Genomic DNA, 12847 nt, shown 5'->3' on the forward strand with positions numbered 1-12847 from the left:
GCGTGGGGGCTAGTACACGTTCCTTGCTGCGGGCAAGGCGCAGTCGGACACGTTCACCTTCCAAAATCGCCTAGAGATACTTCTTGAACGTCGCGGCGGAGATGCATACGGCTACGCCCAGCATTGACGCGCTGGGCAACAGGATTAGCAGCGGATGAACACTCACCGGCAGCGCCAGGTAAATGACCCACGGCAGAATGGCCAGCGGCATCAGGCTCGCCTTCGCTCGGTGGTAGACGAATCCCGATTCGCGGCCGGCTGCGAAGCTGCGCACGTCACGCCGAACTAGCCCATCCACCAGGCCAACGAAGGCGGCCATCCAAAACAGCGGCAAGGTCAGCGTCAGCACCAGCAGCCGCACGAGAAACACGAGAGCAGTGTAGGCGGAGGCGATCAAGTAGCTCTCAACATGCACATAGACCACGCTAAGGTAGTAGCGCAAATCATGTGCCTGGCTGCGGACACCGGCGCTTGCCTGCGTAGCGGCATCGCGTATCACGTCGAGCAGCCCGCTTTTGACGAAAAGCCAGTCGTAGGCCAGCTCGACAAGATGCCGAGCGGTGCGGCCTGGTTCCTGCACCATCACGCTGCGCGTAAAGCTCTCCGATACCAGGGCCAACTCCTGATTGAGCATGCTCTGCGCGTGACGCCAGCCCTGTTGAGGCCAGAAGAAGTGCAACCCGATGCATTCGATCACGATGCACAAAAGCAGTGAGCCGCACAGCACACCAAAGATGCGGAACGGCAAGTTGATGACACTCGCGACCAGCCCCTGTTGGTAGACCTGCTGGCGCTGCGCTGCGACGACCGGATCGCTCATGTTTCGACGTCTTCGCCACCAGCCTCATTGGCCGCGGTAGTCTGCTGAGAGTTCGCTTGCAGATCGTCTGGAAACGCTTGTTTCTGCGAGACAGGAACGCCTTGACTCGCCCACCAGTCACCCGCCTCGCCATAGTGCTGCCGCATGTAGGCGGCGAGTTCCTGGAGATCCTTTGGCATGACCTCATCGGGGTCGGCGGCGGGGAGCGGCATGCGGATCTTCCATAGATTTCCGCCTTCGATCAGCGCGAAGCATTGCCCCTTGGGCAACGCGACCACGTGCGCGGGCTCGATCAACGGCACGCTGGTGCTGCTGATGCGATCCTGAGTGTTGGAGGTAAAGGCGGTGTTGCCGCTCGGGTCCGAGCTGTCGATCGCGCCGCTCGTCACCGTGGCGGCATACACCTCGACCTTCGGCAGTTGCCGCGTCAGCAGTTCGGCCGTGGCGGTCTCGCGCACGCGCAGCATAAACAGGTTATTGAAGTTGCCGATCAGCTGCCCGGCCTTGGCGCGGCTGCCCATGCGCGCCTCGATGTCAGAAAGGGTCTGCGTGTAGGCTGTCACTTGGATCCCGGCGCCGCCGCCCTTGTTGACCATCGGTATGAATTCGTCCCCCATCAGTTCGTTGAACTCGTCGGCGTGGACGTTGATGGGCACCTTCACGCCGGTCGATGGGCCCGGCAGACCTTCCTCGATGCCAAACTTGTAGATGTGGCCGGCGACTGATACCAGGTCGCTAAACATTGAGTTGCCCACGGCGGCCGCGACTTCGGCGTCCGATAGCGCGTCCAGCCCGACGTAGACCACGGCGCGTTTGCGGATGATCTGCATCCAATCAAAGATGGGCCGCAGGTCGTTCAAGTCCGAGTAGTTCGGAGCGAGCAGTGGCGCGATCTTTCCGGTGGTCAGCTTCTCCAAGAGCGGCAGCAGGCTAGCAACGATCTTGTCGAAATAGGTGCGGTCGTAGCGCACGGCACTACGCAGGCCATCGAGCACGGGGTCATAGATGTGCACTTGCGAAAGGTATTGCTCCAGCGCCACGACCCGCTTCTCGCGGCCGATCATGTTGCGCGGCGTGTTCCTGTCGTTTAGCCGCGCCTCGAGCTGGACGATGACCTCCCAGGCTTTCGGCTCGCTCTTGGCGAAGAAGTGCTGGGCGTACTCGATGAATAACGTGTCGATATTGATGACGTGGCGCTGGATCAGCAGGTAGTCGGGACGCTGCCCCAGCTCGACCAGCGCGCGCGCGATGATGTTGACAAAGCGCCAGGCGAACTCGCGGAACGCTGCGCTGTTGCCCTCGGCCGAAAGCTGGCCCGCAATGCGCGTGGCAACCTCCGATATCCGGTCGAAACGGCCCACGGCGTTGTATCGTGCCGAGATGTCCGGCCAGCCCAGGTGGAAGGTGTAGAACTCCCCTTCTCTGCCGGCGCGCCTGGCCTCCACGTACATGCGCTTGAGCAGGTCGGCGTCCCCCTTCGGGTCGAAGACGATCACCACCTCGTGCTGGCCGCCCACCTTGCGGCGGATGTCCTGGGTGATGAACAGCTCGGCCAGGCGGGTCTTGCCCACGCGCGTGGTACCCAGCACCAGCGTGTGGCCGACCCGCTCGCCCAACGGTAGCGTGACGTCGACCTCGTGCGGCTCGATGCCGTGCAGACGTGGCAAGCCGCCGACTGGCGGCAGCGGGCGCGCTGGATTGAGCCGACTGTCCCAGGCCAGAGCCTTCGCCAACCTGGACACAGGGAATGGCGCGAACTCCAGCCGCGCCTCAATCCTCCGCGCCGCTCGGTAGAGCGTTGTCGGTTCCACGTAGTGGCGGAACTCCGGCCGGTAGGTCTGCATAAGCCGCTGCGTGTGGCGCTGGTCCCATCGAAAGCCACGGCCAACGAATAGCCGCTGTTGGCTGACGGGCACGTCCCGGCTGGTCATCACGTAGCGCGGTAGCCTGCGGATGTTGCGTCGGTAGCGGAGGATGGCCCAGGCGTCCCGCAGCCGGATGGCGCCGAAGATGAGGAACGCAAGCGCGCTACCCAGGCCCAACAGAGGGCTCAGCGCGAGCGACCACGGTGCCGTCAGGCACAGCAGCGCGGCGCCCGCACAGGCCGCGACGGTGTACAGCTCCACCGCGGGGCGCAGCAGAACCTCGATGTTCCGGGACTTGGCCATAACCGGCGTCTCACATCACGGCTCAATGCCGGTGGAGGTGATCAGCACTGGATAGTGACGGATGCCCAGCCGCTGAGCCAGGTCGTCCCCGGAGACGGGCGACAGCATCAGGCCCGGCGCTAGGCGGCGCAGTGTGGCCAGTGCATCGGGCGACACCACGTTGACCACCAGTCCCACCGCGTGCAGCGCTTTCAGCGCTCCCCGGCGCTGCAGCAGCCAAGCGCGGGAGCGATCATCGTCGCCGATCAGGAACAATGGTGTGAGGCCCGGCGCGCGGATGACGCGCCGCGGCTCATTACCCGGCGACAGCCGTGTCGAGCGCACCGGCAGCATGACCGCCTCGGCTTCTCCCCGATCTCCGTTGCGGGGTGTCTGCTTCGGTGCGGCCGGCCCGTGCGCCCCCTCACCCTCGGCATTCAGTGCCTGGTAATACGGCAGCGTCGGGGCCCCGCCGCGGTCCTCGACAACGATCAGGGGCTGGGCGGTCGATTTCGCCAAGGCGGTGGTGGCAATGAGCAGCCCCAGGGCGGAAGTACAGAGCATCCGGTTCATGGCCAGGTCACTTGATAGTGGAAGGCGTTGTGCGCGGCCCCAGCACGCGAACGAGGTGCTGATGAACACTGCGGCGGTAACGAGCGGCCGGTGCGCCGCCGGCTGGACGGTGGTAGCGACCGATGGCGGCTAGCCAGTCCTCGCCCTCTATGTACTGCTCCTTGAGAATTTCCGCGACGATCGCGAGATTCCTGTAAGGGTCGAGGAGCTCGCAGGGATGACTGTAGCGATGCGCCTGGTAACCGAGATTGACCTGTCCGAGGCCGGCGTCGATCCGGTTGGCTGGGATGCGGGCGAGCGCTTGGCGCAAGCGCGCGCAGGTCTGAGCCCGCGTGGCATAACGCTCGCCCCTCCCCGCAACATTGAGTGTCCACGGCCAAGGGATCAACCGTCCACGCAGTCTGGTGCCGCTCTCCTGCAAGGCCACCGCGTACAGTACTGGCGACGGCACACCTGCGTGCTTCGCGGCAATCTGGTAGGCCGGCGGCGGCTCCTCTTGCGCGGGCGCAACTGATGCCCAGACGCAGGCGACTAGCAGGAGCGCGACACGCAACGCGGATTGCGGATCTACTGCCGCTGCCATCTGCCGTTCAGCTCACGTACCACGGCCGGCAGCTCGCCCGACACGCCGAGGGACAGCCAACGTCCGGCATCATGGTTGAGCGTGATCGTGCGTGCGCGGACTCGGGCCGGGTCGATGCCGGCCCGAGTCGCCCACTGGCGGATATAAGCATCGTCCAGGCGGCTGCCGACCATATAGACATCGAACTCCGTGCCCGCCGTCTGCAACTGGCGCACGCGCTGGTCGCACGGCGCGCAGTCAGCCCTGACGAAAACGGCCAGGCGACCAGAACCGCTGTTACCAGCGCTCAGTGTCTGTGCACCCGGGAGATTGACACGCTGCTGGCCCGGATAGAGGCGCTTCCAAGCCGCGTCGTAGGCCCTCTGGTAAGCGAGGGTTTTGTTCACGCGCCTTGCCTCAACCTGCACCTGCAGCTCGGCGTAGTGGTTACGCTCCTCGTCACTGCGTGCCTCGATGCCCAAGGTCGTGAGAGGATCGAGGTTGGGGGAATAAACGCCCAGCGGCCCTTGCATCAGTTGCCGGTATCGCGTCCATTCTTCAGGACGCAAGCCCCAATCCCTGGCCTGGCGCTCGTCGAGCGCGGCGTCAGTGCTTTTCATAAGCTGGCTCTGAGCTACGCGCGGGGTCACCAGCGGCGCTGTCTGTGCGTATGCACCGCGTAAGCCGACTACCAGGAACACGGCAAGGACGGCCACAGGTACTTGCGTCATAGTCCGCCCCTACGGGATTGCGATGCGCAGCGTGTGGCCGTCGATGCGGAATACCGCGCCATGCGCTTCGATGGCTTGGAGCCGCCAGGCGCCCATGGTGTCGCCCTCACGAAGCAGCCGCACTTCGCGCACCGAAGCTGCGCCCCGCGCCGCGACGGATACAAGGCGCTCTCCACCGCGCAGCTCCAGACCGATGACATTGAAGGGCGGCTCGGGTACCGTTGGCTTGGGAGGTTCAGCTTTGCGCCGCGGTACCATGGCCATGGCCGGCGCTGTCCTCTTTAGGCGATCCTCAATGGCGCCGACGCGCGCTTGCAACGCCTGCAACCCGCTGGCACTATCATCGGCGGTCTGAGCCTGCTCAACCCGCGACAGGCGCTCATCCAGCTCTTGGCGCGTGGCATCGAGATCGGCCCGGATGACGGGCGTTGGCTGCAGCTTAACGGCCTCGGCCTGCTTTTCCAGACCGTCGACACGCGTCGCCAGCGCCTGGACATGGGCATTCTGAGCGCTGGCGCGGCTATGCTCGGTCAGACGCGACAAGCCAACGCTATTGAGGATCGTCAGTGCGCTGACAAGCAGCTGCCAGATGCAGGCGACAACCCACGGCCAGCGTACGCGTCGATCGCGTTTGGACGAGGCCGGTTTGTTCGGTGCATTCATTGTTGCACCTCCGGATTATCAATGCGGTCAATGCCTTCGAGGGAATCCACAGCCGTTGCTTCGGCAGTGGTGGTAGCGGGCGCCACCGCGTGCTTGAAGCAAACCTGGCGCGAGGTTTCATCAACGGCCATGTCCCACGCCGGACCGGCGAGCGTCAGCAACGCATCGCTCAGAACCATCGGTCCCAACCGTAGATGAGCCGCCGGCAACGGCAGCGCATACAGCATTACGGCCTGCGAGCCCTCGCACAGCCGATATCCCGACCGCTGGAGGACATGGCGCATGGCGTCGCCGACCGTGGAGTCGAGCGAGGGCGGGATGGTGATGTCCACGACCTGCTTCATTAGGTCCCGCTGCCCCGGCTCCGCCACCAGTTCCGTCAAGGTGTAGCGGCCGTAGCGGACGACGGGCACAGGGCTGCCTGGCGTATTCGTCCCGGATATCAGCGCTTGGGATTGCTGGGGTGGCCCGGGCGTCTGTGTCAGATCGGCCGGTGGTACGGTGGTAGCACAACCCGTGATAAGGACGGCCCCGGCAAGACCGGCGAGCGGGAGAGAATAGGCGGACAGTCGCATTTATATTGGCTTCCGAAACACGCAGCCATTACCTTCGCCGCATTCGATGCAAACGGCAGCACCAAATGGGAATCGCATCGTCACCGGTTTGGCGATGCAGCCCCGGGATCGAGGAGAGCCAGTTAGCGCCGCGGGGCCGCTCTTCCGCCACAGTGTGATCAATCACGCCTTGGGATAAAGACTCCCCAAGACACTCCTGCAGGCTGGGCTCATGCCTGGCACCGCTGTTGCCAGTGCCCCGTCGGCAGGGCCGCCTCTGCCGCCTCCCGTGAGGGGAAATACTCCACTGCCTCACGTGATACCGATCCTTCACGGTGGGCAGTGCAGATGTAGTGGCCGGCGGCGCTGGAAAGCACCTGCAAGGATAGGTGTTTGCCCGTGTAGGCCTTGGCCAGATGGCCGTTGGGACGGAAAGCCCCACACCATGACGGAAACGGAATCGTCCCAAAGGCTTACAGAAGAAGCGCATCGGCGTCGGGAAGACGCGCCGCCGCAGGGAGACAATGCGAAGCGGACTGTTGCGATGCATGCGGCGATCACGTCTTACAGACTTGAAAATCCTAGCGGCCTCGCCTCGCGCTGACCGGGCGGCAGCCTCCATGCCCGGGGCCGCGCCACTTTCTGACCAGGCAAAGAACAATCGGCTGAAAGCACTAGGCTTTCAGCCTTGGACAAAGGCGCCACCTGTGGCTGCTGCAGCCCTGTCAACGGCATTTGCTGCGCCAGCAGTCGCACTCGACCCGTATCGTGGCTGGGGTCGACATCCTTGGGCACACATCCGTGCACAAAAGGAGCCCGTTGTTCCACCGGCGGGCACCGGCAACGAATACCGACGACCCGACGGGTCTCCTCGAGGCTCGCTGCGGCACAGGCCCGCAAGCCGCCAGGAGACCCTTCGCCATCGACGGAATCAACTGGATCAACGCAACCGCGCCGAGCGCGGTCTATCAAGGAACGACCTTCTCGCCTCGCATGTGCATAACGGCACCGTGAGACGCGCGCAACGTTGCAGAAGGTGACATGCGCTGGGATTTCCCGCGGGATGCGGGCAATTGGCCACGCCGGCTAATGCAGCCGGCATGACGCAGGGTTCGCGAGGCCAGCGCCACCTGTCATGGCGACCTGGCTGATGCACGCCACTGCGAGATGCGCCGCCCTGCCGGTGAGATCTTCATCCTCGGTTTCTGGATCCGACAATGAAGGCTCCTTGTCGATGGGCGGCTCGCCGGATGGGTGACAGCATGACTGCGCCGAATGAGACGGGCCACAAAAAAGCCGGACTGCATGGGCGCCGATTAATGACCGTCGAAGGGACAATTGCCGCAGCATGCGTCGATTGTTCGCAACCAGCAAGGGGACCCCAAGCTTGCCTCAGGAGAGCGGATGGGAGCGAGTCGACCGCTGGGAATCTGTCCCGGGCGATAGCACACGGCGCACGGCGGGCATGCTACAGCTGCCCGGCGCTTGTATACGACAGCGTTCTCGTCGGCACCCGCTCTTCGCCGCAGACCCGCGCGCCGAGCTGGAACAGTGTGGCGCGGCAGCCGGCCCGGCTTGCGATTGCCATTGACAAACTCGCGGTAGTCCGGCGCAAGACCGATGTTGTCTTCGCCGACAAACGATGTGCTCATGGTGACTCCTTGGGAATGGTGACAGTGGACGTGGAATGGCTATGGGCGCGCCGCAGGTAAGCGGCCTCAGCCTGGGCCATCTTGTTGGCGCATTCCAAAGCGTTGCGGGCGATGCTGTGGGTCAGGCTGATCTGCATGTTCAGCGCAATACGCTGCATCTCCATCGCATACAGGTCGTCAATCAGCGAGGCCGGTATCGCAGGGCTGCCGATCAGGGATTCCCACAAGGCGACGCCCATGGATGAGCGGTCGACATTGCGCCAGCGTAGGAAGGTCGTCCCTGCGCCAGTCGTTTGCTGGGCCAGCTGCACATTTAGCAGGTTGAAGGGATAGGCTCTGGCTTGGGGCAGCACACGCCGCTGTGCCAGCACGATCACGCTGTCGCGCAGCGCCAGGCATTGACCGGCCCAAGCCTCCAAACTCCCCTTACCTTTAAAAGGTTGTAAAAGGCCTTTTAGGTAGCCTGCGTGTTCCAGCCGCTGGAAGTCCGCCTGTTCCAGCGCCGTGAAGCGCCTCGGCTGGACAGGCATGGTATGTACCGTCATTCCGTCGCATCCTCGTCGCGTGCGGCAGTGCCGGTTGGGTCATCGATGGAGGCGAAAGTCGGCCCCACCGCGGTGGGCGCAACCGCGGATTCGCGACTACCGCCTCGGCGCACAATAGGCGGGGCAAAGCGTGAACGGCGCGTGCCTTCGAGCACCTCCTGTGGCAGCTGGCCGAGCTTCTGTACTGCCGCCTGCGCCGCCGCATTGTTCTCCGCAAAGTCAGCGCGGGTTGCGCCAGAGAAGCAATACTCTTGGGCGAGCGAAAACAGGCTGCGCATTGCGTGCGCGCCATCGTTGAGCCAGCGCTCCAGCGTGCTTCGGTCGATCAGCGCCGTATGGTGGGCGAGCATCAGCTTGCGCGCGAGGTCGTCGTAATCGGCCAGCAAGTAAATGGCCGCAAAGCCGAGCTGAGCGTTGACGAACAGCGGAAGTTTCACCGGTTGAAGATTCAGGTTCTCACCAAGGCTGAGCGCAGGGGGTACGCTGGCCAGCGCCTGCTCCACCTGTTCGCGCAGCGTCTGCAGGCACCTCTTAGTGTCGTCCAGCTTGTCTTCGATGCGAAGCATCCACCAGTCGGAGTAGGGATCGTCCTGCTCGGCGCCGCGCTTCATCTTGCCCATCACGCTGATGTAGCCGTTGAGGCCGATGATGCCGGGCCGCCCCTCTGCCGCGGGGCGGCCATGCCAGATACGGGAAGCGTGGTGAGTGTGCAGCGTCAGCGATATCGCGCTGCGCAACGATCCGAGATTTAGTTGCAAGGGTTCATTAGCCATAGCGACGACTCAAAAAGGAGGAATGAGTCGCTAGCATCCGCGTCGCCCGGAAGGGCGTCAGTCAAAAAACCGCAGACCGGGATTGCCCGCTTTGTTCGATGCGGAAGGCCGGGTGTGCCAGCTATCCCCTGGGGATAGCTGGCAGTCAGCCATTTTCATGGAGAGCACGATGGGGCCGATGCCAGCTCTCTTGTGTATCGAGGAACCATGCCGACAGTGCTATGGGGCCATCACGCCAGGGCGCACTGCCCTTCCCAATGGTCTACACCAGCCCCTCGTCGATCCAATTTCGGATCGACGCCCAGACCACCGACATCGGTAACGTCAGGGTCTCGGCCAGGTCCATCGACAGGCCCAGCATGGGCGGATCGTCGTCCAGCGCAAGATTACGCTCGCCGACTCCGGCCTTCCAGTGTTTCCACAGTGCGATGCCCTGTGTCTCGTCTAGCACCGGGTGCCGGCCCTTGCGTTTGGGCAAGCCGAGAATGTCGCGCCGCAGTGCGATTTCTTGATGCGTGAGGCCGTAGAAGCGGCTCACCATCTCCGTGCTCGCGCCCAGGCGCAGCATGCGGTCCACCGTGGCAATTTCCTGCTCCACGTCATGCACTTGGCTTAGCAGCCGCTTCAGGACCTCACGATTGACCGATACCGAACACCACGACACCGTGGCGTTGACCAGCACACTGACTAGCGCCGGATGCTTGAGCGCCTCCAGTTCCTCTTCGCCGAATCCCATCGCTTTGCACCGACGCAATTGGCCATTGCGCAGATCGTGCAACGCTTGGGCGATGACAGCCTGGTTGAGCGGGTGAGATGACGACATGGTGGCCCTCAGGAATCGCGGCCCTGATCGGCGAACCCCGTACTGTGCTCCAGGTCTCGCAGCCGTCGCGCCAGACGCAGCAGCCGGAACAACTTCATCAGGCCAGTGTCGCTCAGTCGCGTGGACGCTGCCCCCGCGCCATGCAGCAGCGGCGCCAGGTCGTTATCCAGTCGCGCACGATTCAATCCTGTCGCGATTGACTCGGGCATGCTCAACGCATGCAACAGCGCCAGAAGCGCGCGAGGGAAATCAGGCAAAGCGCTCACCTGCCCAACGCGGGGGATCATGCAAACGAAGCCGATACCACTGTCACTTGGCACGATCTGATTGGCAACCGCCGCCTCTTCTGCAATTTCACGGGCAAACTGTGCAATATGCACCCGAAGTCGGCTTGGCTCGTCCAATCCTGGCTCGATATGCCAGACATCCGAGATCGGGTAGAGGCCACCGACCAGAACCGGAATCGCGCAAGAAGCATTGGTGTCAAAGTCGAGTAGCCTGTCGCCCAACTGGCTCGATGCCTGGCCCTGAACGCACTGCATGCGTTCGGTGGTCGGCGCCGGAGACACGATATGCCCCTGCACGGGCTGCCCATCACGGTCAGCCCGTACTGGCGCGGCAGCTTCTTCCTCAACTAGCCCGCTGCCAGCCGCAGACACCATTGCAGCCCGTGTTGAGGCCTCTTTGAACGCCAGTTCAGTCGATAGGCCGGCCGGCTGGGCTGTCGCCGCCGCCTGAGGAAGGGATGCCGGCTTTGGCGTCCAGAATATGGTAGAGGCCGTCGATTTCGCCGGCGCCGGCTCGCTGCTCAACGCGCGCTGCCGGCTTTCGCTGCCGTCGATTTCGAGGCTCAGCGCATCATAGCCTGTGCCCAGCAGCTCGGCCATCTGGCCCACTAGTTCATCCTTCACCCGCTGGAGCGAAAAGCCATCCGGTAGCGCGTCGAACTGCGACAGCACATCCTGGAACAGCGAGGCGAAGTCCACCACGAGGTGACTCTCCTGAGCCCTTCGTTCCCAGGTTCGCTCGCACGCCTTGCGCAGCACCACGAGCCTGTCCACCTGATGCCGGCCGAGCCCTTGGTACAGCACGGTAGGTATCGCCGACAGCAAATAACACACCGCATCTTGCATGCGGCTGATGTGTGATTGCTGCACCGGATAGCCATCGGCCGTCAGGCGCCGGGCGAGTTCGGACTGGCTCAGTTTGCTACCTGCCTCCTGCTCGTAGAGTCTGCGCGCCTTCTCGACTCCCAGGGCGCGCTCGATGAAAGTCAATCCGCCGCGCAGTTCGTTTTCTGCCAAGTGGCCCGTTAAGGCGACGATCTCGCCCCGTTCCGGCCACGGACGGAATAGGCAGAAGATGCGAAAGAACCGCTCCTGCTTGGTCTCTGCCCACAACTCGCGAAGTATTGCCAGTCGCGTATTGCCACCGTTGCGAATGATTAAATGTGCTTCACCTGGGCGCCTGGTTATCGCCGGTGGCGCGTCCAAGCCGCGCTCTCGGATGGAGGCTTTGATTTCCTCATAAGCCGGATTGCGCATAACGCGCGGATCGTGGTCATACGAGCGCAATTGGTCCAGCGTCACAATCATCGGTGTGTCAGCGATGGGATCGCTCCCAGCTGTCGCCGAAGGGACGGCTCTCTGAGCCTTGGCCGCGATCAATTTTTCGTCCTTGTCCCGAAGATTCATCCGAATGCGCGGGAAACCTCGGCCTTCAGGCCGGGAAGGGATAGCGCGCCGTGTGTAACTCGGCCTTCTCCCGCGACTCCTTGGTCTTAAGCTATCCTTGTGTATCGGTATCCGTCACTCCGTTGGAGCCGGGTCAATGTCGATGCGCAATGCCTTGGACCACATCTCTGCCGCGTTGGATAGTGAAATTGCCAGTCGCTCGAACCGCTACGCAGACAACGTAGGTTCCCGGCTTATTGCCAGTGGGCAATAAGGCGTGCACCCAAGTCTCCAGTCTGGAATCCCTGCATGCGATCTCGCGAGTTTCCTCTTCGGCAAACCTGTTGCCTTCGGCTTCGCGAACCGGGCGTACGCAACAACTCCCAAGGACCACTCCCAAGGACCGCTTATATGCAATGACGGATACTGGGTCTCTTCCGTCTGCAGGCGATGCGCAACCGTCATATCGACATATGCGGCGGGGCGTACCTGCGTGATTAGACCTGCTCTGCAAGCACTTGGCAAAGACCGATTTTGTATGAATTGTTGCGCCTGGAGGCATAATCAGAGCGCCTGATGGCAGCCCCGGGCCTGCGGAGCCCGGGGAGACGACATACCAGCTCGACGATCCACGGCTGCAGGACACCTTCCACGTCTTCCGCGACAACCCGGCTGCGGCGCTGGCGATGCCGGGTCGCCGCATCAGGTTCGAACTCGACCTGCCCGGCAGCGCGCCCTGGCATGCCGTGACCATGTGGTCGCAGTCCGCGAGTTCCGATTTCTATTGCGTGGAGCCGTGGGTGGGCCTGCCCGATGCCATCCACCACGGGCAGGGGCTGCGCTGGATCAACCAGGGCAATCTGAAAGTGCGGTGTGCCGGCTGCGGGTGACGGCCTGAATCAGCGCACGCGCTCAGTGCTCGAAATCCAGCCCGCCGATCAGGATCTGCGGGTCAACCTGCGATAGAGAACGGAAATCGATCCCGCGCGGCTCCTGCCAGGCACGCAGCTTGGATGGCAGCGCCGCCAGGTAGCTGGCAAAGCGCGCCTCGCCACCATCCGCGAACAGCCGCTGCACCTCCAGCCCGTCCCACGCGAGCGTGATATCGAGCGCATACTGATGGCGCCGCAGGTCCGGCGGCCCATCGCCCGTCACGCGCAGGCGCGGCGGCCAGCCAGGGGCATCGGCAGGCAGGGTGTGGAGTTGCACGCGCCGGTCGTGCTGGCTGATCGCGGCAACAATGCGCGGCAGGCATTCGGCTTCAAAGCGGGCGAAGAAATCGGTGGTCAAGGTGGGGGCGTCCTGACGTTGCGAAGGGCGATGGCGGCACA

At 63.4% G+C, this 12847-nt stretch carries 13 protein-coding genes and 1 pseudogene; 1 reads left to right on the plus strand and 13 read right to left on the minus strand.

Annotation, left to right across the window (positions count from 1 at the left end):
- Positions 1 to 70: 70 nt before the first annotated feature.
- The 12 genes from KB879_RS26370 to KB879_RS26425 form a co-directional block, all read right to left on the minus strand.
- Positions 71 to 820, minus strand: a complete 750-nt coding sequence (locus KB879_RS26370; protein WP_211980092.1) for a TIGR03747 family integrating conjugative element membrane protein — start codon at positions 818 to 820, stop codon at positions 71 to 73.
- Positions 817 to 2988, minus strand: a complete 2172-nt coding sequence (gene traD / locus KB879_RS26375) for a type IV conjugative transfer system coupling protein TraD (protein ID WP_211980093.1) — start codon at positions 2986 to 2988, stop codon at positions 817 to 819. Before traD ends, KB879_RS26370 begins: the two co-directional genes overlap by 4 nt.
- A 15-nt stretch (positions 2989 to 3003) precedes the next feature.
- Positions 3004 to 3540: an integrating conjugative element protein gene (locus KB879_RS26380; RefSeq protein WP_211980094.1), complete on the minus strand. Its 537-nt coding sequence runs from the start codon at positions 3538 to 3540 to the stop codon at positions 3004 to 3006.
- A gap of 7 nt (positions 3541 to 3547) precedes the next feature.
- Positions 3548 to 4123, minus strand: coding sequence for a lytic transglycosylase domain-containing protein (locus tag KB879_RS26385; RefSeq protein WP_211980095.1), 576 nt, complete (start codon positions 4121 to 4123; stop codon positions 3548 to 3550).
- Positions 4108 to 4833: a TIGR03759 family integrating conjugative element protein gene (locus KB879_RS26390; protein ID WP_013957680.1), complete on the minus strand. Its 726-nt coding sequence runs from the start codon at positions 4831 to 4833 to the stop codon at positions 4108 to 4110. The genes KB879_RS26385 and KB879_RS26390 overlap by 16 nt, the downstream gene beginning before the upstream one ends.
- A gap of 9 nt (positions 4834 to 4842) precedes the next feature.
- Positions 4843 to 5496: a hypothetical protein gene (locus tag KB879_RS26395; RefSeq protein ID WP_013957681.1), complete on the minus strand. Its 654-nt coding sequence runs from the start codon at positions 5494 to 5496 to the stop codon at positions 4843 to 4845.
- A complete protein-coding gene (locus tag KB879_RS26400) occupies positions 5493 to 6071 on the minus strand; it encodes a PilL N-terminal domain-containing protein (protein WP_211980096.1) in 579 nt (192 codons plus the stop codon). The genes KB879_RS26395 and KB879_RS26400 overlap by 4 nt, the downstream gene beginning before the upstream one ends.
- A gap of 209 nt (positions 6072 to 6280) precedes the next feature.
- Positions 6281 to 6511 (minus strand): hypothetical protein, encoded by a 231-nt coding sequence (locus KB879_RS39525; RefSeq protein WP_084187093.1) that lies wholly within the window; start codon positions 6509 to 6511, stop codon positions 6281 to 6283.
- Between the two features lie 1187 nt (positions 6512 to 7698).
- Positions 7699 to 8247 (minus strand): DUF3158 family protein, encoded by a 549-nt coding sequence (locus KB879_RS26410; RefSeq protein ID WP_211980097.1) that lies wholly within the window; start codon positions 8245 to 8247, stop codon positions 7699 to 7701.
- Positions 8244 to 9020 carry a PFL_4669 family integrating conjugative element protein gene (locus KB879_RS26415; protein WP_211980098.1) on the minus strand — a complete coding sequence of 259 codons (777 nt, stop codon included), beginning with the start codon at positions 9018 to 9020 and terminating at the stop codon, positions 8244 to 8246. Before KB879_RS26415 ends, KB879_RS26410 begins: the two co-directional genes overlap by 4 nt.
- A 262-nt stretch (positions 9021 to 9282) precedes the next feature.
- Positions 9283 to 9843, minus strand: coding sequence for a DUF2857 domain-containing protein (locus KB879_RS26420; RefSeq protein ID WP_013957688.1), 561 nt, complete (start codon positions 9841 to 9843; stop codon positions 9283 to 9285).
- Positions 9844 to 9851: 8 nt separating this feature from the next.
- Positions 9852 to 11537 carry a ParB family protein gene (locus tag KB879_RS26425; RefSeq protein ID WP_211980099.1) on the minus strand — a complete coding sequence of 562 codons (1686 nt, stop codon included), beginning with the start codon at positions 11535 to 11537 and terminating at the stop codon, positions 9852 to 9854.
- 551 nt (positions 11538 to 12088) lie between these two features.
- On the opposite strand from KB879_RS26425, the pseudogene KB879_RS26430 reads away from it, so the two are divergent.
- A pseudogene (locus KB879_RS26430) lies at positions 12089 to 12414 on the plus strand (aldose epimerase); the annotation flags it as partial.
- A gap of 14 nt (positions 12415 to 12428) precedes the next feature.
- On the opposite strand, the gene KB879_RS26435 reads toward KB879_RS26430, so the two are convergent.
- Complete coding sequence (locus KB879_RS26435; protein ID WP_211980100.1) at positions 12429 to 12806, minus strand: DUF5594 family protein; 378 nt, start codon at positions 12804 to 12806, stop codon at positions 12429 to 12431.
- Positions 12807 to 12847 lie beyond the last annotated feature (41 nt).

This window comes from Cupriavidus sp. KK10, assembly GCF_018223725.1.
Lineage (GTDB): Bacteria > Pseudomonadota > Gammaproteobacteria > Burkholderiales > Burkholderiaceae > Cupriavidus > Cupriavidus necator.

Coding starts and splice junctions, on each gene's coding strand:
- KB879_RS26390 (WP_013957680.1), bottom strand. CDS start 4,833: ATGACGCAAGTACCTGTGGCCGTCCTTGCCGTGTTCCTGGTAGTCGGC.
- KB879_RS26380 (WP_211980094.1), bottom strand. CDS start 3,540: ATGAACCGGATGCTCTGTACTTCCGCCCTGGGGCTGCTCATTGCCACC.
- KB879_RS26425 (WP_211980099.1), bottom strand. CDS start 11,537: ATGAATCTTCGGGACAAGGACGAAAAATTGATCGCGGCCAAGGCTCAG.
- KB879_RS26400 (WP_211980096.1), bottom strand. CDS start 6,071: ATGCGACTGTCCGCCTATTCTCTCCCGCTCGCCGGTCTTGCCGGGGCC.
- KB879_RS26395 (WP_013957681.1), bottom strand. CDS start 5,496: ATGAATGCACCGAACAAACCGGCCTCGTCCAAACGCGATCGACGCGTA.
- KB879_RS26420 (WP_013957688.1), bottom strand. CDS start 9,843: ATGTCGTCATCTCACCCGCTCAACCAGGCTGTCATCGCCCAAGCGTTG.
- KB879_RS26370 (WP_211980092.1), bottom strand. CDS start 820: ATGAGCGATCCGGTCGTCGCAGCGCAGCGCCAGCAGGTCTACCAACAG.
- traD (WP_211980093.1), bottom strand. CDS start 2,988: ATGGCCAAGTCCCGGAACATCGAGGTTCTGCTGCGCCCCGCGGTGGAG.
- KB879_RS26410 (WP_211980097.1), bottom strand. CDS start 8,247: ATGACGGTACATACCATGCCTGTCCAGCCGAGGCGCTTCACGGCGCTG.
- KB879_RS26385 (WP_211980095.1), bottom strand. CDS start 4,123: ATGGCAGCGGCAGTAGATCCGCAATCCGCGTTGCGTGTCGCGCTCCTG.
- KB879_RS26415 (WP_211980098.1), bottom strand. CDS start 9,020: ATGGCTAATGAACCCTTGCAACTAAATCTCGGATCGTTGCGCAGCGCG.